Annotated in this window: 17 protein-coding genes and 1 pseudogene; 14 read left to right on the top strand and 4 right to left on the bottom strand. The window is 64.1% G+C overall.

Translation table 11 applies throughout. The features are described 5' to 3' along the window. Positions 1-33 precede the first annotated feature (33 nt). A complete protein-coding gene (locus IPL79_19370) occupies positions 34-966 on the bottom strand; it encodes a hypothetical protein (protein MBK9073135.1) in 933 nt (310 codons plus the stop codon). Positions 967-1,118: 152 nt separating this feature from the next. On the opposite strand from IPL79_19370, the gene IPL79_19365 reads away from it, so the two are divergent. Beyond that, the gene (locus IPL79_19365) at positions 1,119-1,874 is read left to right on the top strand and encodes a 1-acyl-sn-glycerol-3-phosphate acyltransferase (GenBank protein MBK9073134.1); all 756 of its coding nucleotides are present in this window, start codon (positions 1,119-1,121) and stop codon (positions 1,872-1,874) included. A gap of 73 nt (positions 1,875-1,947) precedes the next feature. Here the strand turns inward: IPL79_19365 and IPL79_19360 are convergent, their stop codons facing one another. Next, a complete protein-coding gene (locus IPL79_19360) occupies positions 1,948-3,117 on the bottom strand; it encodes a putative metal-binding motif-containing protein (GenBank protein ID MBK9073133.1) in 1,170 nt (389 codons plus the stop codon). 144 nt (positions 3,118-3,261) lie between these two features. Between IPL79_19360 and hrpB the strand changes: the two are divergent. From hrpB to IPL79_19345, 3 genes and pseudogenes are all read left to right on the top strand, one after another. Beyond that, positions 3,262-5,767 (top strand): annotated as a pseudogene (hrpB, locus tag IPL79_19355) (ATP-dependent helicase HrpB). Between the two features lie 6 nt (positions 5,768-5,773). Continuing rightward, the gene (locus IPL79_19350; protein MBK9073132.1) at positions 5,774-6,145 is read left to right on the top strand and encodes an alkylphosphonate utilization protein; all 372 of its coding nucleotides are present in this window, start codon (positions 5,774-5,776) and stop codon (positions 6,143-6,145) included. Positions 6,146-6,182: 37 nt separating this feature from the next. After that, on the top strand, positions 6,183-6,488 hold the full coding sequence (locus IPL79_19345) for a DUF1244 domain-containing protein (protein MBK9073131.1): 306 nt from the start codon (positions 6,183-6,185) through the stop codon (positions 6,486-6,488). Positions 6,489-8,168: 1,680 nt separating this feature from the next. Here the strand turns inward: IPL79_19345 and IPL79_19340 are convergent. Beyond that, positions 8,169-9,347, bottom strand: a complete 1,179-nt coding sequence (locus IPL79_19340; GenBank protein ID MBK9073130.1) for an insulinase family protein — start codon at positions 9,345-9,347, stop codon at positions 8,169-8,171. A gap of 116 nt (positions 9,348-9,463) precedes the next feature. Here IPL79_19340 and selU point away from each other — a divergent pair, with 116 nt between their 5' ends. After that, entirely contained in the window at positions 9,464-10,513 is a 1,050-nt protein-coding gene (gene selU / locus IPL79_19335; protein ID MBK9073129.1) for a tRNA 2-selenouridine(34) synthase MnmH, read from the top strand. 19 nt (positions 10,514-10,532) lie between these two features. After that, positions 10,533-11,597, top strand: a complete 1,065-nt coding sequence (gene selD / locus IPL79_19330) for a selenide, water dikinase SelD (protein ID MBK9073128.1) — start codon at positions 10,533-10,535, stop codon at positions 11,595-11,597. Between the two features lie 21 nt (positions 11,598-11,618). Here selD and IPL79_19325 read toward each other — a convergent pair whose 3' ends face one another. Further along, positions 11,619-13,415 (bottom strand): serine/threonine protein kinase, encoded by a 1,797-nt coding sequence (locus IPL79_19325; GenBank protein ID MBK9073127.1) that lies wholly within the window; start codon positions 13,413-13,415, stop codon positions 11,619-11,621. Positions 13,416-13,893: 478 nt separating this feature from the next. Here IPL79_19325 and cyoE point away from each other — a divergent pair, with 478 nt between their 5' ends. The 8 genes from cyoE (at position 13,894) to IPL79_19285 (ending at position 23,133) form a co-directional block, all read left to right on the top strand. Then, positions 13,894-14,835 carry a protoheme IX farnesyltransferase gene (cyoE, locus tag IPL79_19320; GenBank protein ID MBK9073126.1) on the top strand — a complete coding sequence of 314 codons (942 nt, stop codon included), beginning with the start codon at positions 13,894-13,896 and terminating at the stop codon, positions 14,833-14,835. Positions 14,836-14,847: 12 nt separating this feature from the next. Further along, a complete protein-coding gene (locus tag IPL79_19315) occupies positions 14,848-15,276 on the top strand; it encodes a DUF420 domain-containing protein (protein ID MBK9073125.1) in 429 nt (142 codons plus the stop codon). A gap of 36 nt (positions 15,277-15,312) precedes the next feature. After that, complete coding sequence (locus IPL79_19310) at positions 15,313-15,864, top strand: RDD family protein (protein ID MBK9073124.1); 552 nt, start codon at positions 15,313-15,315, stop codon at positions 15,862-15,864. After that, positions 15,861-17,525: a hypothetical protein gene (locus IPL79_19305; protein ID MBK9073123.1), complete on the top strand. Its 1,665-nt coding sequence runs from the start codon at positions 15,861-15,863 to the stop codon at positions 17,523-17,525. Before IPL79_19310 ends, IPL79_19305 begins: the two co-directional genes overlap by 4 nt. Next, the gene (locus IPL79_19300; GenBank protein MBK9073122.1) at positions 17,419-18,117 is read left to right on the top strand and encodes a hypothetical protein; all 699 of its coding nucleotides are present in this window, start codon (positions 17,419-17,421) and stop codon (positions 18,115-18,117) included. The genes IPL79_19305 and IPL79_19300 overlap by 107 nt, the downstream gene beginning before the upstream one ends. 140 nt (positions 18,118-18,257) lie before the next feature. Beyond that, positions 18,258-19,505, top strand: coding sequence for a hypothetical protein (locus IPL79_19295; protein ID MBK9073121.1), 1,248 nt, complete (start codon positions 18,258-18,260; stop codon positions 19,503-19,505). 361 nt (positions 19,506-19,866) lie between these two features. Next, entirely contained in the window at positions 19,867-21,144 is a 1,278-nt protein-coding gene (locus IPL79_19290; protein MBK9073120.1) for a hypothetical protein, read from the top strand. Positions 21,145-21,390: 246 nt separating this feature from the next. Further along, positions 21,391-23,133: a proprotein convertase P-domain-containing protein gene (locus IPL79_19285; GenBank protein ID MBK9073119.1), complete on the top strand. Its 1,743-nt coding sequence runs from the start codon at positions 21,391-21,393 to the stop codon at positions 23,131-23,133. The last annotated feature ends 181 nt before the right edge of the window (positions 23,134-23,314 follow it).

Below are 23,314 nucleotides of genomic sequence, written 5' to 3'. Positions count from 1 at the left end.
CTATAGGGCCATCGCCCTAGCTTGCCAATGGCGCTAGCGTTTAGCAACGTCGCTATCGCTCGCGGCCTGGCGCGACGTCGTGCGCAGAAACGCCGCCAGCCGCTTTTTTGCAATATCGTGCCCCAGCGCGCGCACGCACTCGGCGGTGGCCTGGGCCCGCGTGCCCGTCGAATCGATCTTCGCGGAGCCCGTGATGCGCGCCGTATCCGACGCGCTCCACCGCTCCTGCGCGGCGACGCCATACCACGGCGCGACGGCCATCGACACCGAGCACTGCAAGGAGACGCCCCCGCGCGTGCCCTTGCGCACATCGATGCGGGCGGCGGCGACATCGACGCGATAGGCGCGGCGCGACTTGCGCGCGGCATCGGCTTGCTGCGGCGTCTTGGACGCCCAGTCGACCGAAAACATCGACGAGGATTCGGCGAGCCCCGCGCCGATCGCGGACACCAACTGCGCGTGCTCCGAGGTCCGCGTGGTCATGGGAATATAGACATAGAGTCCTGCGCTCAGCGGTGCGGTTGGCGGGTTGGCGGGCGCGCGCGCCGCGGTCAAGGCGAGCTTCTTAACCTTTTTATCTTCGTCTCGCCGCGCCACAATCAGCGCGTCGCAGGCGGCGGTTTGGGTGCGCGGGCTAAGACCTTGTGACGCACATGCCTTGGCCACCGCGATCACCGCGATCCGGCGGACCACGGCCTCCTTATCGGAGATGAGCGCGAGCGTCAGCGCGGCGGTATTTTCCTCCGTGAGATTGCGGCTAAGCGAGATCGCCGCCGCGACGCGCAACTTAAAGCCGCGTTCGTTGCCTAGCACCTGCCGCTGCTTGGCGTCACGCGCCGCGGCGTCCCCGGCGTCGCGTGCCTGGGCGATCGCCTGCATCGGTGCAACGAACGCAAGCGCGAAAGCGGCAACGCAAATCACGCCACACGCGATCGCAACGCGAGGCGGCGCTGCCGAAGTCGTCACGTTTAATTGTGGAACGCGTGGTGGTCCCATTGCCTCTCCCGCTTTAAGGGTAACATGGCGCGCGATCACGCCGCGGCTATTTGTCGGAGGGCGCGCGCGTTTTGTCGCGAATTAAGTGCGCACATCGCGAGCCGCTCACATACGCTAACTACATGGACGAAAATCGCTCACCGAGCCAGGCTGTCGCTGCGGCGCTGCGCTCCATGCGCATCATCGGCTCGATGGGTCGCGTGACCGCCAAGATACTCGCAGACTTAGCGCGCCACGGCGACGTGGCCCGCGCCGAGGTCGATGCGCAAGCGCGGTGGTTTGCCACGCGCTTGATCCGTGAGTTAGATATCGACCTACATGTAACCGGCCGCGAACAGCTCGAGGCCGCTTCGCCACAAACCTACCTTTTCGTCGGCAACCACCAAAGCCTGCTCGATCCGCCGATCGTGTATGCGGCGCTGCCTGACATGACCTTGCGCATGGTTGGCAAGCGCGAGCTGTTTGCGATCCCTCTATGGGGGCGTGCGCTGCGCGCCGCGGAATATATTGAGATCAACCGTTCCAATCATGCACAGGCCCGCGCCTCGATCGAGCGCGCCGCCACGCTCTTGCGCAGCGGCGTCAATATCTTTATGGCACCGGAGGGCACCCGCTCGCGCGATGGGCGGATTGGCCCGCTAAAGAAAGGCGCGTTTCACCTCGCCAAAGATACGGTTACCTCGGTGGTGCCGATCGCGATCGACGGCACCGGGGCCATTCTGCCACGCGATGGGTTTCTGATGCAGCAACATCGTACGGTGCGCATCACCATCGGTCGGCCCTTGCCGCCGCCTACCGATGCCACCATGGCGACATGCATGCAAAGCGTGCGAGATTTCTTTATCGCGCATGTGCCACCTCACTTGCCGGCGGCTTGAAGGCCAAGCGTAAGGCACGCAGCGGCAAGTGAACCCAAAACGGCGCCGGTGGGGCGCCTCGCGGGGCGTTGCCTTAGCTTGGGTTGGTGCCTGGATCGGTCACGCCGGTAGCGATCCACTGAAAGTTATCGATGACGACGCTCGAGTCAAGGACGTGATCCGTGACGTCACCGATGATGAAGTCGATCACGATGATTTCGCCGGCCACCGCAGGGGCCTGCGTGCGTAGCCATCCGGTGCCGCCGTCTTGCTCAAACCCTGTGCCCGCGAGATTGCTGGCATCGCCACACGAGGCGCGCACGTTGTCGACCCACCCGGACTGGTCGCCCGAGGTCGAACACTCGCTCATAAACGCCGCATTGACCGAAATCGGATTATTCTCGGCGTCGAACGAGACGTTGCCGTTAAACGCCTGCGACGTCAGATTCACCATGAAGCGGTCGTTGAATTCCGAGCCGACATAATAGGCAAACTCGACGGTGAAAAACGAGAAGTCAAACGAGAAGCCGCTGGCGTTGACCGGCACCTTGAGCGTCAGCCGCAAGACGACCGGGTCGTTCACGTTGTCGCCATGGACCTCGTCGTAGCCGGGATAGGTAATGTTGCCACCGGCGGTAAAGCCTTGCAGCGGCGCGGTCGCCAACCCGCTCGATAGCAGCACCATCTTGTCGCCGTTGGCCGGGCTGTAGTAGCTGCCAAATGTGCTGGTGATGCTGCGCTGGCCGGCGGTGCCCGCTAGCCATTCGGCGGCTTGTACCCACTGACAGAGCTCGAGCGCCTTTGCGAAATCCATGGCGCTGTCGCCCGAGAGCGCGTTGTCGCACGGCTCGGTGCCTTCATCGATCTGACCGTCGCAGTCATTATCGACGCCCTCGGGCACAAGATTGCCCTCAGCGTCGGCTATCAAATTAACTTCGGCGGCGTCAGGACCGATGAGCGGGTTTTGGTCATCGCAATCGCCTTGCGCGCCCGAGTAGCCATCGCCATCGTTGTCTATGTTGTACAAATTATTGTCGACGATGCCGTCGCAATCGTTGTCGACGCCATCCTCATACTCGGGCGCGTCGGGGTAGATTTGCGGATTGCTATCGTCGCAATCGCCTTGCGCTGGGGTGCGGCCATCGCCGTCGGCATCGACAAAGTCGTTCGCGCCGCCGGGTCCGCACGCGCCGGCGCCCAATAACGCGAGCGCCGAAGCGACCGCAAACACATTTCGAAACGTCGATTTCACTTGATTTGCCACGCGAGACCTCACTATTGGGGGTAGTGGTAACGCGAGCCTCGCGCTAGGTGCAACTCTAATCGCCACCTGGAATTTCGTTCAGCAAGAGCACCCCCTGTGACGTCATCCTCGCCGCTCCCCGTGCATGCCGTCTTGGCGGACGTTATGGCTGCGCAGGCCACAGGCGCCGTGGTGGTCGTCGCGCCGCCGGGATCGGGCAAGACAACCGTGATCCCGCGCGCGCTCGCCGAGCACTACGAACGTCGCGAGGGCGCGCGGGACGTCGTGGTCTTGCAGCCGCGACGTTTGGCGGCACGGCTGACGGCGACCTACGTCGCGCAGCAGCGCGGCGAGGCGATTGGCGAATTTGTCGGCTACGAGGTGCGCTTTGATCGCGCCGTGAGCGAGCGCACACGCCTGCGCTTTATCACCGAGGGCGTCCTGTCGCGGCGCCTGCTGCGAGACCCTCAATTGCGCGGGACGGCGTGCATTGTGCTCGATGAGTTTCACGAGCGCCACGTCCACGGCGACGTCGCGCTCGCCCACGTGCGCCGCCTGCAGGCCACGACGCGGCCCGATCTGGTGGTGGTGGTGATGTCCGCCACGCTCGATCCTGGACCCCTGGCGGCCTATCTCGGGGGCGCGCCGATCATTACCTCGCACGGCCGCGCCTACCCGGTCGAGATCGAGCATTTGCCTCCGCCCGACGATCGGCCGCTGGGACGGCAGGTGGCCGCGGCGGTGCATGCGCTCATGCGCCGTGAGGTGAAGGGTGACACCTTGGTCTTCTTGCCGGGCATGGCCGAGATCTCGCGCGCGGCTGGCGACCTAAAAGAGCTCGCGGCGCGGCATGATTTGCGCGTGCTGCCGCTGCATGGCGAGCTGACCGTTGCGCAACAAAACGCCGCGATTGGCAAATCGGCGCAGCGCAAGATCATCCTGTCCACCAACGTCGCCGAAACGTCTATCACGATTGACGGCGTCGTCGCGGTCATTGACAGCGGCCTAGCGCGCATCCTGCGCCAACGCAGCGATGGCATGAGCTCGCTGCTGGTAGAGCCCATCAGCCAGGCAAGCGCGGTGCAACGCGCAGGCCGCGCTGGGCGAACGCAGCCTGGCGTCTGCATTCGGCTTTACAGCGCGCACGATTTCCAAATGCGGCGGGCCTTCGAGGCGCCCGAGATTGCACGCGTCGACTTGGCAGAGTTGGTGCTCGAACTGGCGGGCATGGGTCTGAGCGTCAATTCGCTGCCATGGTTTGAGGCGCCGCCGGCTGCGAGCGTGCAAGCGGCGATCGAGCTGCTGACGCGGCTGGGAGCGGTGCAGGCCGCCGCCGGCACGCCGGATGAGGTGTCGCTTACCACGCTGGGCAACGAGATGCTGCCCCTGCCCGCTCATCCACGCCAATCGCGTTTGGCCATTGCGGCGCAGGGCGCAGGGCTAGCCGCGCAAGGCGCGATGCTGGCGGCGCTGCTCGGTGCGCGCGATTTGCGGCGCGAACGCGGGCGGGCGCAGGTGGCGTCGAATTCTGATCTGCTCGATGATCTCGACGTCGTCGAATTTGCCGGCGGACGCGATGCGCACGCCGCCGCGCGGCAAACCGGCGTCGATGCGATGGCGCTCGCGGCAGTCATGAAAGCCGCGCGCCAGCTACAAAACGCGCTCGGCGGTGGCGACGGCTCGCGAGCCCGCGCACGGCTAACGCCCGAGGCACGAGACGAGGCCTTGCGCCGGGCGATCTTTGTCGCCTACCCCGACCGCGTCGCCAAACGGCGAGGCACCACGCGCGAGTACTTGCTCGCCGGCGGCGGCTCGGCGACGCTTGCCGAGGGCAGCCGCGTCGCAGGCTGCGAATTTATCGTCGCCATCGATCTGCAGCGCCGCACCACCGGCGGCAGCGTGATCCATCGCGGCAGCGGCATCGACCCGGCGTGGCTGCTCGACGATCTGGCCAATGTCCGCGAATCGGACGAGATGGTTTGGCACCGCGAGCGCCTGCGCGTCGAACGCCGCGAGACGCTCGCCTATGACGCCCTTGTCATCAGCGAGACGCAAACGTCAGAGGGCGCACGCCGCAACCCGGCGGCCGCCAGCCGCGTCCTTGCCGAACAGGCACTCGCCGTCGGCCTGCCGCGGTTTGTCGACAAGGCCGCGCTTGACGGCTTCCTTGGCCGCGTCGCCTTCGCCGCCGCGCATGCGCCGCAAATCGCCGCGCCTACACCTGAGGTGCTCGCCGCCGCGCTCGCACAAGCGTGTGAAGGGCTGATCTCGTTTGCCGAGCTCGAGCGCGCCGACGTGCTTGGCCTGCTGCGCGGCGCGTGGGCCGAGCACCTAGCGCTCATCGACAAGCTAGCGCCAACCCACCTGCCACTACCGGGTCGGCAACGCACGCCAATTCACTACGAGCAGGATGGCCGGCCGCCGTGGGTGGCCTCGCGCCTGCAAGATTTCTTTGGCCTCAGCGAGCCGCCGCGTGTGGCAAGCGGTCGCGTGCCGCTGGTGGTGCAGCTGCTTGCGCCCAACTATCGCCCGGTGCAAATTACGCAGGACCTGCCCGGCTTTTTGGCAGCGCCACTATCCCGCCATTCGCAAAGAGCTCATGCGCAAATACCCGCGCCACAAATGGCCCGAGAACCCCATGCTGCGCGTCGAAGACGACGCCAAGAAATGAAGCTACATGACCCAGCCCAGTGATGCCGACGAATCAGACGCCCCCACCTGCCCCGCCTGCGCCATGGCCAACGTCTATCCCGATGGCGACAGCTTTATATGCGCCGACTGCGCGCATGAGTGGCCGCAGGCGGCGGCCGAGGTCGCGAACGCCGAGCATGCCGACGACGGCGTGATCCGCGACGTCAACGGCGCCCCGCTTGCCGACGGCGATGATGTGGTGCTGATCAAAAGCCTCAAGGTCAAGGGTTCATCGGCCGTGCTCAAGCAGGGCACCAAGATTCGCAATATTCGCCTCGTCGGCGGCGATCACGAGGTCGACTGCAAGGTCGACGGCACCGGCATGCTGCTCAAGGCCTGCTACCTGCGCAAGTCGTAGGCGTAGCGCGCGGCGCCGGCTGTGCTAGCGTTGCGGCATGACCGCAACCTTGACCCCACTCGCCTCCGACGATGAGGCAACCGTCAGCGATGCCACTAGCGTGAACGCCGCGAGCGACGCCATCGAGGCCGCCGCGTTTCGCCGCCTGGTGCAGCACCTGCGCGAACGCACCGACGTGCAAAACCTCGATCTCATGAACCTCGCCGGCTTTTGCCGCAATTGCTTGTCAAAATGGTATCGCGCCGCCGCGCAGGAGCGCGGCCTTGCGATCAGCGACGCCGCGGCGCGCGAGCACATCTACGGCATGCCTTACGACGATTGGAAGGCTGCGCATCAGAAATAGCCTCAACCCGCACGCCTGGCTCTCCAAGCCAACGCTAGAGGTCGCCGACCTGGACGTTGGAGAACGCCTCAGCCGCGAGATACGTCGCCGCGACGCGCTTGAGGTCAGCCAGGGTGACGGCCTTGATCTTCGCTTGTTGCGCCTTGTCCCATGCCAGCGTGCGGCCATTAAAGGCCAGGCCGGTGAGGCGATATAGCAGGGCCCCATCGTCGCGCAAGGCGAGGTCATCGGCGCCGAGCATCGATTTGACGGTGTCATCGAGGTCTTGTTGAGTGATCGAGCCGGCGACCACCGCGCTCATTTCCTCGACCACGGCCTTGCTGGCCGCGGCCATATTTTTGGGAGCGACGATGCCATAGCAAAACACGCCACCGGCCGCGTCGTAAGCGTCGAGCTGCAGGCCGCAACCCACGCCATACGACAGCCCGTCTTTTTCGCGAATGCGCCGCCACAACCGAGAGGTTTGGTCGCCGCCGAGCAATTGCACCGCGACCTGCAATGCCGCCGCATCCGCGTGGTCGTCCTTAATCGCGACCTCGCGCGCAAAGATGAACATCGCGTTGGCCTTGTCGGGCGTCTTGACGGTTTTCTGGGCCGGCGCGACGCCAAATGCCTTGTCCACGACCCGCGCGTATTTCTTCTTGGGCACAAAGCCCGCGAGCTCCTTGCGCATCATGGCGGCGATCGCGTCGGGCTCAAAGGCGCCAATCACCGCGGCCTCGGCGGTGCCAACGCCGACAAAATCGCGATAAAAGGCCTGCACCTCGCCTATTGTCGCCTGCTTGAGCGCGGTAATTTTTTCGTCCGGGGTCATGACGTACTTGGGATGATCCACCGCGCGAGGCGAGAGCATGCGCGAGATCTCGACGAACGAGAGCTGCATCGGCTCGCTGCGATCCGCCTCGGCCTTGGCAATCGCCTCGGCGCGCACGATTTCAAACTCGCTGGCGGCAAGCGCGGGCTGCCGCGCCATCTCGATCGCGAGCGCAATGGCCGCCTCGAGGTTGGCCCGCGTGGTGCTGACCGACAAGTTTAGGCCAGTGGCATCTGCCGAAACCCTAATGTCGGCGCGCAATTTGTCTTCGGCATCGCGCAGCTGGGCGTAGGACTTGGTCTTGGTGCCGCGCGACATGAGCGCTCCAAGAAGCTCGGCGGCGACTTGCTTGCCGCGGAGGTCTAGCTCGTTGCCGTAGTGCATGGCCAGGCGAAAGGAAACCTTGTTGCCGCGCGTTGCCTTGGGCAAGAACTGCACCTTGACGCCTTCGATATCGGTGGTCACCAGGCGCGCCTGCAGCGTGTCGAAGGTTGCGACGAATTCTTCGCCTTTGACGGCGCCGCCGCTATCTTTGACCGCTTCTACGATCTTCGCGACATCCGGCGCCTCGCTCGCGGGCGCGCGCTTGGGCGTCTTGGTCGGCACGAACAAGCCCGACGTGCGATTGTCTGAGACCAAGTACGCCGCCGCCACGCGCGCAACATCGGCCGCGGTGACGCGCTGCACTTGCTCGCGCCACGCATAGAGCAGGCGCCAGTCGCCGCGCGAGGCCCATTCCGAAATGTTGATCGCGATTTGTTCGCTGTCGGCGAGTGCTAGCTCTAGCCCCTTGAGCTCAGAGGCCCGCCAGCGCTCGACTTCTTGGTCGGTGATTGGTTTGCCCGCGAGCCCTTCGACCACTTCGATCATCTTGGCCAAAACCTTTGGGCCATCAGCTGCCACGCGCGCCTCGGCGAAGATGCCGAGCTGCGACGGATCGCGAAAGCCCCAGGCGCTTGGCGACACCGAGCTGGCCAGCTTGGTCGGCACCAGCGCCTGATAAAGGCGCCCGCTCGGCTCACGCGTAAGCACGCTGGCGAGCGCCTCGACCGCGGCAAAGTCGGGATGCGAGCCGGCCACCACATGATACTGCAAGCCCGCGACCGCGACGTCGCCGGCGCGGCGCAGCACCACGTGCCGCTCGCCGTCTTGCACGGGCTCCTGCGTATAGGTCTGCGGCAAGGCGCGCGCCGGGCGGGGATGCTACCGAAGGTCGCCGCGATGTGCGTCAGCGCCTCTTTGCCGTCGAACTTGCCCGAGACCATGAGCATGGCGTTGTCGGGTTGATAGTAGGTGTCGTAAAAAGCGCGCAGGCGGTCCGACTTAACCTTTTCAATGTCGCTCTTGGCGCCAATGGTCGACTTGCCGTAATTGTGCCAAAGGTAGGCCGTCGAGGTCATGCGCTCGGAGAGGATGGCCGAAGGATTGTTCTCGCCCATCTCGAACTCGCTGCGCACCACCGAAAACTCGGTATCTAGGTCGCTTTGCAAGATCGTCGCGTTGCGCATGCGATCGGCCTCCATGCCGAGTGCCCACGCCAGGTTGTCATCCTTGGCCGGCAGCGTCTCGTAGTAGTTGGTGCGATCGTTCCACGTCGTGCCGTTGAGCCAGCCGCCGCGTTTTTGCACCAGCGACAGCACCTCGCGGTTATCTTTGGTGCCTTTAAACAGCATGTGCTCAAGCAAGTGCGCCATGCCGGTCTCGCCATAGCCTTCGTGCAGCGAGCCGACAAAATAGGTGATGTTGACGGTAACGTTTTCGACCGAATCGTCGGGGAAGAGCAGCACCTTCATGCCGTTGGGCAACACGTATTCGTCAATGCCCTCGAACGAGCGCACCTTGACGATGTCGGTCACGGCGATGGGTTTGGCAGGAGCCGCGGCCGCCCCGCCGGACGAGCCATCCGGCCAGCTGGTTGGCTTTTTCTTGGCCGGTGCACAGCCCGCGCCGCCAAGCGCGGCGGCACAGGCCATCGCGACCAGCGCGGTTCGCCAGGCCTTTGCTGCAACTGCGATACGTGGATGATTTTGCGATAGGTACTTCACGCCGGGGTTCTAGCATAGGCCCAGGCACGCTGCAGCCCGCCGCCGGTTGGCTCGCCGAAAACCGCGGCGGCGAGTCGACCTCGCGGCGCGCAAGCGCTAATGATCTGGCGTTGTTATTGGCATCTTTAGACCCGTGCGCGGCGCCCGATTTTCTTGCGGCGCATGGCCCAATTCTCGATGTCCGCACCCCTGCGGAGTTCGCCGCCGGACATATTCCCGGGGCGCACAACCTGCCGTTGTTTTCAAATGCCGAGCGAGCCGAGGTCGGCACCATCTACAAGAAGCAATCGCGCGCCGCCGCAATCGAGCTCGGGCTGGCGTTGGTCGGCCCTAAGTTGGCCTCGCTGGTTGCACAGGCTAAGGCCATTGCGGGCGGCGGCGACGCGACCGCCGCGCGCGTGCATTGCTGGCGTGGCGGCATGCGCTCGGCGAGCATGGCGTGGCTGCTCCGCCTGGCAGGGCTGCAGACCACCGTCTTGGCCGGCGGCTACAAGGCGTATCGAGCCCACATGCGCGCGCAATGGGAGGCGAGCGAGCGGCCGATGCGACTCATGGTGCTTGGCGGCAAAACAGGGGCGGGCAAGACCAAGGTGCTCGCGGCAATGGCGGCGCTGGGCGAGGCGGTGATCGACCTCGAAGGCCTGGCGCGCCACCGCGGCTCAGCGTTTGGCGGCTTTGCCGATAAGCCGCAACCAACCGTCGAACAATTCGAAAATGAGCTTGGCATGGCGCTGCGCAACCATGCGGGCGCGCGCCGTATTTGGGTTGAAAACGAAAGCCGCCGCATTGACTGCGCGACGCTGCCCGATCCATTTTGGGCGCAGATGGCGGCGGCGCCTTTGATCGTGCTCGACGTCCCCTATGAGGATCGTCTCGCCGCGACGCAACTCGATTACGCCGACGTCGCCCCGGCCGAGCTCGTGCGATGTTTCGCCGCGATCGAAAAACGCCTCGGCGGCCTGGTCACGGGGAGGGCGTGCGCGGCGGTGCGCGCCGGCGACCTTGTCATCGCCGCCGACATCGCGCTGCGCTACTACGACGCCAGCTACGACCACAGCGCGGCGACCAGGCAACAACGAATTATCGCGACGGTTGCCGCCCGCGGGAGCGACCCCGCGCGTGAAATCGCCGCGCGCGTGCTGCGCGCCGTCGACGAGCGCGCCTAAACCGACTACAACTCGCGGCGTGACGACACCGCAAATTCGCCTCACGCAATACAGCCACGGCGCGGGCTGCGGCTGCAAGATCAGCCCCGCCGTGCTCGATCGAATTCTCGGCGGCCACGGGGCGGTCCACGGCGATGCCGCCGGCGCCTTTGCCAAATTATGGGTTGGCAACGCCGAACGCGACGATGCCGCGGTGTTCGATCTCGACGACGGCACCGGCATCGTTTCGACCACCGATTTTTTTATGCCCATCGTCGACGATCCGCGCGATTTTGGCCGCATCGCCTCGGTCAATGCGATTAGCGACGTCTACGCTATGGGTGGCACACCGCTGGTGGCCATCGCGATTCTAGGTTGGCCGACGGACAAGTTGTCGCCGGAGATCGCGGGCGAGGTCGTCGCTGGCAGCCGCGAAATATGCCAGGCAGCCGGCATTCCCCTCGCCGGCGGTCATTCGATCGATTGCCCCGAACCAATTTTCGGCCTTGCCGTCACCGGGCGCGTTGCGCGCACGCATCTCAAGCGCAATGGTGGCGCGGCGCCAGGCGATTTGCTCTATCTCACCAAACCTCTCGGCATCGGCGTCATCACGACCGCCGAAAAACGAGGCGTCGTGTTGCCGGCGCATCGCGAGCTCGCCACGAAAACCATGTTGCAGCTCAATTCAATAGGCGCGATCTACGGCGGCCTAGCCTATGTTTCCGCGATGACGGATGTCACGGGTTTTGGCCTCTTTGGCCATCTGCGCGAGATGTGCGCCGCCTCGGGCACCGGTGCCGTCATCGAGACCGCGCGCGTGCCCTTGCTCGATGAGGCGGCGCTGCGCAGTTACATCGAACAAGGTTGCGTGCCCGGCGGCGCGACGCGCAATTGGGAGAGCTATGGCGCGCAGGTGAGGCCACTGTCGCAGCCATGGCAGACCATCTTTTCTGATCCGCAAACCAGCGGCGGCCTCTTGGTCGCGGTTGCCGCGGAACAGCGCGCGGCGTTTGAGGCGTGCAGCACAAGTCACCATATAAACGCGGTGTGTATTGGCAGCATGGTTGCGCGCGCATCACAAACCCACACCATCTGTTGTGACTAAAAGCCCCCGCGTGCCGCGGCACTAGAACCGCAAGTGTTCCGCAAAAAAACGCCCTCGCAGCGCCGCCGTCGAGCCAAATTGACTGGTCGTCGTCGCAAAGTAGGCGGTGATCGTCGGCATGCGGCGATAGACGCAGGCCTCGGCCATCAGCTCGCGCGCCTCCCACGCCATGATCGCACAATAGGGGCGAATCGGTAGATAACGAATCCCGCCATCGTCAACGATCTCCGCGCCGGCCTGCTCGGCAATGTTGCCCAGAGCCATCAACACCGCCTCGTCGCTAAATGCCCTAGAGTCGATGGGTTCGACGGCTATTGACAGGTCGACGGGCGTGCCCCCCCACATGCCGACATAGCGGTCTGTGCCCGCGGCCAGCGGCGGCGCGGTCGAAATCGTCGACGGCAGCGACACGACATAGCCGGGGCGGCGAAACACGGCCAAGTCTTCGCCAAGATCGCGCCCCTTGGCGCCCCACGGATCGTGCGCGACCTCGTCGTCGGCATCGTCGCTGCCCTTGGGCGACCCTCCAGCCCACGGATCGGTGTGCGTACCGGTATTTTGTGGCACCGCCTGCGCGGATGATGCGGCCGGCTCCTCCTCCCAAAAATACATGCCAACGCCAATGACGCCAAGCACGGCAATTGCAACAGGCGCCAACCACGTTGGAAGCGACGGCGATGGCCGCGGCGATGGTGCTCGCGACCGCACGATATTTACAGGCGTCGCCGCCGCCGTCGCGGCGTAGCCACTTGGTGAGCTCGCGGCCACGGGAGGTGTAAGCGACGCACCGCTAAAGACAGCGACGGGCATGCACGTGGTCGCCAGCGCGTGCGCAAACGCCCCCATATCGCCAAACCGCTGCGTCGGCTCCTTGTGCATGCCCACGGCGATCACGTGGTCGAGCGCCGCACCATGCGCCAGCCCAGCAACACGTTGAGACGGGCGCGGCACGGCCTCGGTCAAGTGTTTAGCCATGATCGCCGTCGCGGTCGGGCCCGTAAACGGCAACTCGCCGGTGATTAGTTCAAACAACACGGCGGTCAGCGAATATACGTCGGTACGCGCATCGACCGGCTCACCCCGAATCTGTTCCGGCGCCATGTAGAGCGGCGTGCCGATCATGTCGCCGACGCGCGTCATCGGCTGCACCGTGGTGCCATCGGTGCCGCGCAGCTTGGCGATGCCAAAATCGAGCACCACCGCTTGGACCGACTCGCCGCGCGGCGCCAGCACGATGTTGTCGGGCTTGAGGTCGCGATGGATCACGCCCGCCTTGTTGGCGTACGCCACGGCGCGCGCCACCTGCATCACATACTCGACGGCTTGCGCCACCGGCAGCGATTTTTGTTCGGCAAGCACATGGCGCAGCGATCGCCCCGGCAAAAACTCCATCACCAAATAGAGACTCCCATCGGGCTCGGTGCCGAAATCGTAGAGCGTCACGATGTTGGGATGATTGAGCCGTGCCACGGTCTCGGCTTCGGCCAGGAAGCGCGCCACAATGCTTGGATTGCGGCATAGGTCGTGATTCACCAACTTCACGGCAACCGGCCGCTTCAAGGCAATTTGCTCGCCGCGATACACGGTGCCCATCCCGCCGACACCAAGCACGGCGTCGAGTCGATACCGCCCGGCTATGAGTTGTCCGAGTCGAGGCGGTGGCGACGTGGCCGCTCCCGGGGGCGCGGCAAGGCCTGCCGTATCGGCATGCGCGATGACTTCAGTGCGACTGCCGCAGGCTGGGCAAAATTGCGCACCTCGCGCCTCGGGCTCCAGCAGCACCGCACAGTGCCGACACGCCAACGCCAAGTCCGCCACGCCCAACCTTTACCACACTTTTCTGTGGGCGTAGGGGTCCGGTTTCGCAGCGAGGGACCAGCTCAAAACAACTGGTCCGTGACACTTCCTTAGAGATGAGTTGCTACAACTGTACTCGCGGCGGCGAGCGAGTTTATGCGATACATTCGTTGCCTTTTGTTTTCCACCGCGTGCAATACGGGCCTTGCCATGTGTCTCCAGCGACTTGCGGCGCCGGGCCAGCGTCGGTTTCGGTTGCGCCTGCAATTACGGCGAGCTGTCTCGTCACGAGCTTGAGTTTGCGAACGGTTGGTTTCTTCATATGGTTAGCGAGAGGCTACATCACACGCCGCAGCGACCACAAGCACCGGGTTTGCGTGGTAGGTCGCGCCAGCGCGCATACCAGCGGCAATTTGTCACGTGAGTGCAATTCAACTTTCGTGTCGCGACAAAGCGTGGTAGCCAGCCGGCGGGCGCATCGTGTGCCTGCTTACGCACTATGACGGCATCGCCTCAAGTCCTCGAAACCGCCGCGCCAGCGGGGTCGGCCTCGCGTGCCGCTCGCGCCAGCCGTCCGCGCTCGACCGGATTTATGGCGGTCGTCGAGCTCGTCAAGCCGCGCATCATGATGATGGCGCTGCTCACCGCGGCGGGTGGCCTTGTGCTCGCGCCAGGCGCACCCACCGGCAGCTCAATGTTTTGGCTCATGCTGGGCACCGGCCTCATCGTCGGCGCCGCCAACACGCTCAACATGTATCTCGAGCGCGAAACCGACTGCAAAATGGTGCGCACGCAAACCCGCCCGTTGCCCGAGGCGCGGCTGCACCCACGCATCGCCTTGATCGTCGGCATCGCGCTGACCATCGTCGCGCTGCCGGTGATGGCCATGGGCTCAAACTTCTTAACCGCGGTGCTTGGCGTCGTCGCCTTTGTCTCGTATGTCGGCATCTACACGCCGCTTAAGCCGCGCACGCACCTCGCCACGTGGGTGGGCGCGGTGCCCGGCGCGATGCCGGCGCTCATGGGCTACACCGCCGCCAGCGGTCGCATCGATGTGGCGGGCCTCTCGGTGTTCGGCTTGCTGTTTATCTGGCAAATCCCGCACTTCCACGCCATCGGCTATTATCGCATGCACGAGTACGCCGCGGCGGGGCTCAAGACGCTGGCCAACGTGCGCGGCATCGGCGCGGTGCGCTTTGAAATTGCGGCCTACATCATCGTTCAAGTGGCGGCGAGCTTTGCGATTGTCGCAACCGGCGTCGCCGGCGGCATCTATACGGCAGCGGCCGTGATCGGTGGCATCGCCGTGCTCGCGCAAGCGCTGCCCGGGGCGCTTAGCCGCGATGCCGCCGACCCACTATGGGCGCGCCGCTTATTCTTGCTTTCGATCATTTATTTGCCGGTCATGTTCATCGCGCTTGTGCTCGGCGGCCGAGCCTAGGTTGGTGAGCGCATGCCGGCCGACCTCCACCCCCTGCTCAACGCCTGCCTCAACGCCACCAGCGCGGTGCTTTTGTATCTCGGGTGGCGCGCGATTAGGCGCGGCCAGCGCTCGCGTCACCGCACGCTCATGATCGCGGCCTTCGCGTCGTCTTCCGTTTTCTTGGCGTCGTATCTGCTCCGCTTTGCCATCAGCGGCACCACCAAATACGTCGGCAGCGGCGGCGACAAGGTAGCCTATCTCGTCATCCTCTTTTCGCACATGGTGCTGGCGATGGCGGTGGTGCCCATGGCGCTGCGCGGCCTTTGGCTGGCGCACACCCAACAGTTCGATCGCCACCGACGCCTCATGCGGGTCGCCTGGCCGATCTGGATGTACGTCTCGGTCACCGGGGTCGTCGTCTATCTAATGCTCTATCACGTGGGCCCGGCTCTGCAGTAACTTGCCAAGCCTGGGCCCGACCTTTATAACCGGGGGGTGGAGCTGGCGGCCAACTCAGAGGGCAACGACGTCGCCGCCGCGCGTCCGCGATCACAAGCGCCGACCGTCTATGTCGTTGGATTTTGGCGCCGCCTCGCCGCCATGGTGATCGACATGGCCCTCGTGGCGCCCGTCGCCGCCGTGGTGATTTTTATCGCCAGCCGCGCCACCGGCATTGGGCTGCCAACCGCCCGGCTGGGCAACCTGGACTTTCTCCTCGATATCTTGCTCGGCAGCGACCCGGCCTTCGCCATGACCGCGGGCCTCTACCTCGCCGCGCTAGTCACCTATCTCTTTATCATGCAGCTTACGCTGGGCCAGACCTACGGCATGCGCGTGCTTGGCATGCGCGTGATCGACCAATATGGTGGCCCACCGGATGTCACCCGCTGTATTCGCCGCGCGCTGGGTTATTTGCTCGGGTTTGGCACGTTGGGGCTGGGGTTTTTGTGGAGTGGCTTTGACAGCGAGAAACGCGGCTTGCACGACTATCTTGCCGGCACGCTGGTGATCGCTACCAAGCCACCGGGGCGTCGCAGTGAATCATGAAGTCGGCCCTCGGCGCGCTGCTCCTGCGCAATAACGCGATCTCGCCGCAGATGCTCGAAAAGGCCGAGGAGCGCCAATTGGTGTATGGCGGCACGCTCGATACCGCGCTGCTTGAGACCGAGGTGGTCACCGAGGCGGTGATGCTGCGATTTTTGCCGCGCGCCAACCAGGTGCCGCTGGCGCTGCCCGAGGAGCTCATCGACACCGATCAAGTCTCGCTGCAGCTATGCAGCCGCGACCTGGCCGAGCAATATGCGATCGTGCCGCTGCGCGTGGTCGCCGAGACCCTGCGCGTGCTCGTCGTCGACCCGGTTGATTTAGAGGCCTTGGCGACGCTCGCGGACGAACTCTCGCTCGCCATCGAACCGGTGATCGTGCCGGAATATCGCTGGCAGGTCGCGTTTGCCGCGCGTTTTGGCACCGAGCTGGCGCCGCGCTACGTCACCCTGGCTCAACCCGCTAAGCAACCCATCGCGCCGCATGGCCTGGCGACGGCGACCGACGAAACGCTCGACGCGCTGAGCCGCACCCGCACGGGCCGCAACACGCAGCCTGGCACCGGCGCCGCACTAACCCGCGCGATCACGACCAAAACGCCAAGCAGTGGCGAACCGACGGCCGCCGAGCGCCAGGCCGCCTTGGCGGGCGCCCTGGGCGCGCCTACCCCGATTTCGGTCAATGACGCAATTCGCGCCCTGGGCCGGGTCGACGAGCGCGACGACATCATTGAACTCGTCCTGCGCGCCATGCGCTCGCGTGCCGAATGGGCCGGGCTCATGACCGTGCGCGACCACGTTGCGTCTGGCCGCAGCGCGCTGGCAGCGGTCGGGTTTGACAACGAAAGCATTGCGTACGCCAGCCTGCCGCTCGATGTGCCGTCGTCGCTGGCCTCCGCCGTGCAGTCGCGAAGTCCGGTGTCGGGCCCCTTGGCCGCGAACTCGCCGGTGTTTGACGCGCAGCTTTCGCGCTTTGGCGGCACCGATTCAACCAACGCCCTATTTATGCCCATCGCGCTGCGCGACCGCGTGATGGCGGTGTTTGTCGCCCACCGCGGCGAACGCGAATTGTCAGCCAGCGATGTGCTCGAGCTGTTGCCCTTGGGCCCGGCCGCCGCGCACGCCTTTGAGCGCGCGATTGCCAAGAAGCGCCCGAGTCCACGCATGAGCAAGCAACCTCGCACCGTGCCGATCGAGCCGGTGGCGCTGGCGGAGATCACGGCGGACGCCAAGCTCGGCATGGCCACCCAGGCCGACGGCGCGCGATCGACCAATGTGCACACCGTCCCCTCGCGCACCGGCACCACGTCACCACCGGCGCTCGCCGCGGTCGCCGCGGCGCCGCTGCGGTCGGCACTAGGCGTCGAGGAGGCCGAGGCAATCCTGCGCGCGCTTGAGACCGCCTCGCCGCTCGAACAACAGGCCGAAATCGCCACCCTGGGCGTTGCCGCGGCCTCGCTTGTGCCACATCTTTTGCGCTTATTTCCGGGCGCGCTGCGGGCGTCACGGCTCGAAGTTCCCGGAAACCGATTTGCGCGCGTCGACGTATGGCGGCTTGGTGACGGTGCTCGCCGCCATGGGTGCGGACGCCGCCGAGCCGATCGCGCAGTTGTTAGTCGACGGCAACCGCGATCGGCGCTTCTTTGCCGCCCTCGCCGCGATTGAGGCGCGGCCGAGCGATTGCATAGACCTGTTGGCGGATCGACTTTTTGACCAAGATCACGGCGTGCGCGCGGCCGCCGCGGCGGCGTTGCAAGGGTTCTCCCCCCGCGCCACCGACGTCGCGCTGATCCGCGTGCGCCACGCGCTGCACCATGGCGATCTCGAGATGATGCGCGCGGCCTGCGATGCAACCGCCCGGCTTGGCGACGCGCTGGCCGTGCCCGACCTCATCGAGCTCTTTGGTCGCGGCCAGCGCCAAGGCGAGCTGGCGCGCAGCGCCTTGATCGCGATTACCCGCCACGATTTTGGTGACGACGTCGGGCCATGGCGCGCGTGGTGGGCCGAAAACGAAAAGCGGCATCGCGTCGATTGGCTGATCGACGCTATTGAGCGCACAGACTTGCCGCTGCGCAACGCCGCCGCCCAGGACTTGCGACAGCTCGCGACGCGCCATCCAGAGGTCGCGCCGCCCGATGGCAGCTTTCTCTATTCGCCGCTGGCATGGAAGATGTGGTGGGCGACCATCACCGGCGCCGGGGCGCGCGTCCGCGTCTCAACGGCACCGCCTTTTGGCCGCCAAAAAACCAGTCCGTAGTCGCCGCAAGCGTCGTCCAAGCTGGCCAGATCGGGGCCAACCGACACCAGGTATGGGACTAGGGCACACCAGACCACACCTGTATTTTCAAATAATTTCAGAAAGATAGGCTTGGCAAGGTTTTCGCATATCACCGCCGTATGACGAACTCTTTAAAGCTATTAGTCCCATCCCTCTTCCTCTTTGCCTCGGCCTGTTCCAAGTCGAGCGTCGACGGCCCGACCGGCACGCCCGAAGAATGCGCCGGCCTCGATAACTCCGGCTCGAAAATCGGCGAGTCATGCGAAGTCGCCAGTGACTGCGGCAGCGATTTTCTCTTCTGCCATGTTGGCCTGTGCGCGGCGCCAGACGATCCATCGCTCTTATGCGACGGTGGCAGCTCGCCGCTGGAAGGCTATGAGTGCGGCCCGCTGGGCTACCTCGTGCCCTCGAACCTGAACTGCGATTCCGACCTCGACTGCGCGGGTGGCTATAGCTGCACCGGCGGCACCGGCACCACCTGCGTCGCCGATGCGGATGCCTGCCCTGACCGCGACGAACCCATGAACCTGCGCGGCAACTGGACGGTCGACACCACGCTGCATCTGCGCGAGGCCCTCGGCAAAACCGGCGGCACGATTGGCGACATCGCCGAAATCATTCGCGACATCAAGAATGGCAATCTCGACTCCGACAAGCTCGAAAACCTGATTCCCGGCGACATCCTGCGCGCGAGCGTGGTTTCGCTGGTAAACAGCCTCGGTTCCCAGGCGCTCGAGCAATACGTCAGCGCAGATGCGCTTAAGATTGCCGACATTCTCGGCGCGGTCTCGGACGTCATGGACGACGCCAAGGTCACCATGAAGATCGACATCGGCGGCAAGGCTTGCGACTACAGCTATCGCGGCAAGGCCACCTGGGAGAAGATCAAATTTGAACTCGCCGGCGAGCCATACGAATTTATTCCCTCGAGCGTCGCCGCGGTTGGCAAGATTGAATCCGAAGACTTCACGGTGATGAACGCCTGCGGCATGACCTACTTTGACCAAGCGCGCTACTACAACGTGGTGTCCAAGGTGCCTTCGGCGATTGTCGAATTCGCGGTTCGCGAGCTGACCAGCTACGACGACATCGACGACGCGCTCAACAACCTCATCGATTGCGAAGGCATCGCCACCAACAACCAAGGCGAACTCAACGTCATCAAGAAGGCGACCTGCGACGCGCTGGTCTCGGCAGTGGTCGAATACGGCAAAACCAAGCTCAACGACCTCGGCGAAGACCTCAAGGTGCTGACGCTTAAGGGCTATGCGGAGCCACAAAATGGCAAGCTCTTCACCGACGGCGTGTGGCGCGGTACGGTGGTTGGCGCCGGCTTCACCGGTGAATTTAGCGGCAAGAAGAACTAAGCCGTCGCGCGAATTTTGAACCCCGCCTTGCCCGGCCGCACATGACCTCGGTTACGTGATGTCGGGCATAGCTTTAGCCGGTGAACACCTACCGTGTTCTAACTGACCTAGGGTTCGTCATAATCCCTCTGGCCATGGTGGTCAGATGAGGACAGCAAGCTGGCTAGATGGGACGCCGGTGGCAACGAAAGGAGCCGCCGGCGTTTGGCGTTTCGGGCGACGCGGGTTCCGGATTGAATGAGGTTAAGCGCTCAAGATTACAGGGTTGCCATCAATTTCATCGGCTTTGACGTACCGCGTAAGCTGCTTGAAAACATTGCTTGTAATGCTGGCCCGATTTTGGCATAGACCCCATACAGCCATGTTGAAGAACACACTAATCACCTGCATCTTTCTCGGAATTGCAGCCTTGGGCTGCTCAAACTCGGAAGGTCGCCCGCCAGGGAACCAACCCAATCCCGTGCCAGAGCCTGCGGCCTGCGTCGGCCCCACCGACGTAGGTCGTACCTGCTCGGTCTCCACCGACTGCTCGACGTCCTCGGTGTGCCTCAATAACGTCTGCGTCTATCCCAATGACCCGTCGGTTACCTGCCGTCCCGGCCACAACGAAGACTGCGACGGCGGCGCGTTCGAAGGCGCCCAGTGTTCGCCCGGTGGCTTCTGCGTCGTGTTGCCAAACACCTGCGCCACCAATAGCGAGTGCCCAACCGGCTTTGCCTGCGAAGACATCCTCGAAGGCAACGGCTCGTGCGAGCCAAGCAATGAATCGGTCTGTGACGACAAGGGATCGGGTCCGTTTCTGCACGGCATCTGGAAGGTCAACAACAACTTGCACCTGCGCGCCGGCATCTCGGATGGCATCAGCGATTTCCTCAACGTCACCGAAGTCATCAACGATTTTGCCCAGGGCACCGTGGACTTCGACAATATCCCAAGCTGGGTTGAAGCCGCCATCAACTCGTTTGCCCCGGCCATCATCGCTGAAATCACCCCCCCTTGGCTGTCCGACATCGTCGCCGGCATCTCGAACCTCTCCGACGTCCTTGACGATATGAAGGTCAAGATGACGTGGGATCTCGATGGCCGCTCATGCAAAGGCAACTACCGCGGCGTCGCCACGTGGGACACGCTGACGTTCGAATACAACGGCGCCACCGTGACCCGCGCGCCGTCTGACTTTCCTGAAATCGGCGAAATCGTCTCGGAAGAATTCCAGGCCAACTATGCCTGCGGCTTTCTCTATATCGATCGCCACCGCGTCTACAACGAGCTCTCCAAGCTCCCTACCGCGCTTATTAACGAAATCGTGCGCGACCGCACAGAGTACGACAACTGGCAAGACGCCCTCGTCGGCGCCATCGACTGCGCGCGCATCGGCGACCAAGTCAACAATGAATGGGAAGAGACCGGCAGCAACGTCGACATCGACGGCATCATCGAAGCCGCGTGCGTCGAACTCCGCGACCAAGGCATCGACGCCATTGAAGACCAAATCGCGGCGCTCGAAGCCAAGCTCAACGTGATTACCCTCCAGGGTTCGGCCGAAGCCAAGAACGACCGCCAGCTGACCAACGGTCACTGGTACGGCTCGCTCGTTGGCAGCGACTTCCCAGGAGAATTCGCCGGCGCCCGGCAATAAGCTAGGGCCCGAACATAAGCGTTCTCACCGCGCTTGCGTCATGGTGGCGCAAACCGTGGTGCGTAACATGGCGACGGCGTCCCGCAAGGGACGCCGTTTTTTATTGGGGTCACTCCCCACTCCCAAAACACATTCAATTTCGACGACTTGCCTACCCTACTGCGTAGTTACCAAATCGATCAACCGCACGCGAGTTGTCACAAATCTTCATTTGCATATCGCATCGATAGGGCCTACGTAGAGCGAATGAAGACGAACTATGTGGGGACGTTTGCACTCGCGCTGGCAACGTTGATCAGCGCGACCGGTTGCCTCTCGCCACTAGGCGATGACGAGTCCAACAACGATGGCGTGCTGCCTCCTGATCTCAACAAGGCTGGGTCACTGGTCATGCGCGGCACGCTGCGCCTTGATGAATCTGTGCTCGGAGAGTTCACCAAGAGCTATCAACTCGACGGCTATGAACTCTCGGTCGCGCAAGACGCCACGGTGCGCGTCGAGGTGACGCAAGCCGGTAGCAAGCGCGGGCTCGACACCGTGATGTTTGTCTACGGTCCTAAACTTGACGGCGAGTATCCAAGCGAGCCGCTGCTAATCGACAATGACAGCGGCTGGGGCAAGCTGTCGCGGATTACCGCGCAGGTGCCAACGTCTGGCACATATCTGGTGGTCGTCGGCACCAAGAAGGTCACGGGCGCCACCGCGCGCGGCAAGTACCGCTTGCTGGCGACGTGCCGTTCGGGCGATGCGGCCTCCTGCGCGTGGGCGCCGCCGGTGACGGTGATTCCGCTTGGCCAGTGCCCACAGGCGCTGCAAACGCCGATCGCCGCCTGCGTCGAAAACTGGCAAGCCGATGGCTATGAAGGCTCTTGGCTCGATCTGGTCGACCAATGCAGCGACGCGGAAATCTTGGCGCCCGCCTACGACGCGACATGTGCTGGCGGTGGGGCAGAGGCTTGGTGTTTGGGTTCGCTCGAGGCGACATATCTTACGTATGCAGCGCCATGCGCGCGCGATGTTAAGAACTCGATGTTGGACGTCGCCTGCGCGTTAGGCACGACCTACAACGAGCTTAAAAACACGCCGCATATGGTGCAATTGCACCGCAGGGTCATCACCAGCCCTTCGGGTTTTTCGACGATCGAGAAGAATCAAATCATCAGCGCCATGCACGCGTCGTCGCACACCGACGTAACCACCGTCGCCGAAGCGCTCGCCGCGGCTGACAGCGGTGAAATCATCCGCATCATTTGGTGGGACGTTTCAAACCGCAGCACGTACGTTTCGTATGAATACGGCGCCGGCGACAACTCCTATGGCCGCGTGTTTTTCTACGGCGCCACCACCGCGGTGGCGACCATCAAGGATGGTGACTTGTACGACTGCACCACGTACGTCGGAGCGGAGGGACGCAGTTGCACCGCTACCTACGATTGCGCCAGCGGCACGCAGTGTGTTGGAATCGCCGAGCCCACGGGCTTTGGCGTCTGCATCGCAAATGGCGCTGACAACTCGCCGCAAGAAGGTGCGACTTGCTCGGCGACCTCGTTCTGCAGCTTCACCTCGGGCCTTGCCTGCGCCGGTCTCTCGCGCGGCAGCGAAGGCATGTGCCTCCCCGCATGGATGCGGCGCGCCGTCAGCGGCACCTTTGACACGCCAATTCCCGACAACAATGCGACCGGCGCCACCGCGCAGCTCGTAATGAGTGGCATCGCCACCGTCGACATGGACGTGTGGTTGCACCTCGAAATCGCCCATGCGCGGCGCTCGGACCTAAAGGTCTACCTGCGCAACCCCGCTGGCACCGAGGCCTTAGTCATCGCGCCAACCGACGCGGGCGAAGACATCTGGATCGACACCGCCGTGCTCGGCTTCTCCGGCGACGAGAGCGTCAACGGCATCTGGACCATCCGCGTCGTCGACAACAAATCGAGCCGCACCGGCACCATCCACGCCGCCACGCTCACCGTCGGCAGCCGCTGGGATTAAGCCCCGCCGCGGGCCGCGGCGTGCGCATGTTTCGTTTACGGCCCCACGGCTGCTCGCAGGGCTCGCGACGCCTCTCACTCGGTCGCGCTATTTTCGAAACACCAGCGACCGAATAGAACCTCGTGACGGGTCCGAAACGAACATGCGCCCACCGCTTGCTCGCACCGTGTCTACACGCTGC

It is taken from the genome of Myxococcales bacterium, assembly GCA_016716835.1.
Classification (GTDB): domain Bacteria; phylum Myxococcota_A; class Polyangia; order Haliangiales; family Haliangiaceae; genus JADJUW01.
This window is presented reverse-complemented; position numbering and strand designations above follow the sequence as displayed.

What these genes read in the sequence shown, in the direction of transcription:
- IPL79_19305 (MBK9073123.1), top strand. Translation starts at nt 15,861, where the DNA reads ATGAAGTCGGCCCTCGGCGCGCTGCTCCTGCGCAATAACGCGATCTCG.
- IPL79_19350 (MBK9073132.1), top strand. Translation starts at nt 5,774, where the DNA reads ATGACCCAGCCCAGTGATGCCGACGAATCAGACGCCCCCACCTGCCCC.
- IPL79_19295 (MBK9073121.1), top strand. Translation starts at nt 18,258, where the DNA reads ATGACGAACTCTTTAAAGCTATTAGTCCCATCCCTCTTCCTCTTTGCC.
- IPL79_19290 (MBK9073120.1), top strand. Translation starts at nt 19,867, where the DNA reads ATGTTGAAGAACACACTAATCACCTGCATCTTTCTCGGAATTGCAGCC.
- IPL79_19285 (MBK9073119.1), top strand. Translation starts at nt 21,391, where the DNA reads ATGAAGACGAACTATGTGGGGACGTTTGCACTCGCGCTGGCAACGTTG.
- cyoE (MBK9073126.1), top strand. Translation starts at nt 13,894, where the DNA reads ATGACGGCATCGCCTCAAGTCCTCGAAACCGCCGCGCCAGCGGGGTCG.
- IPL79_19315 (MBK9073125.1), top strand. Translation starts at nt 14,848, where the DNA reads ATGCCGGCCGACCTCCACCCCCTGCTCAACGCCTGCCTCAACGCCACC.
- IPL79_19345 (MBK9073131.1), top strand. Translation starts at nt 6,183, where the DNA reads ATGACCGCAACCTTGACCCCACTCGCCTCCGACGATGAGGCAACCGTC.
- IPL79_19365 (MBK9073134.1), top strand. Translation starts at nt 1,119, where the DNA reads ATGGACGAAAATCGCTCACCGAGCCAGGCTGTCGCTGCGGCGCTGCGC.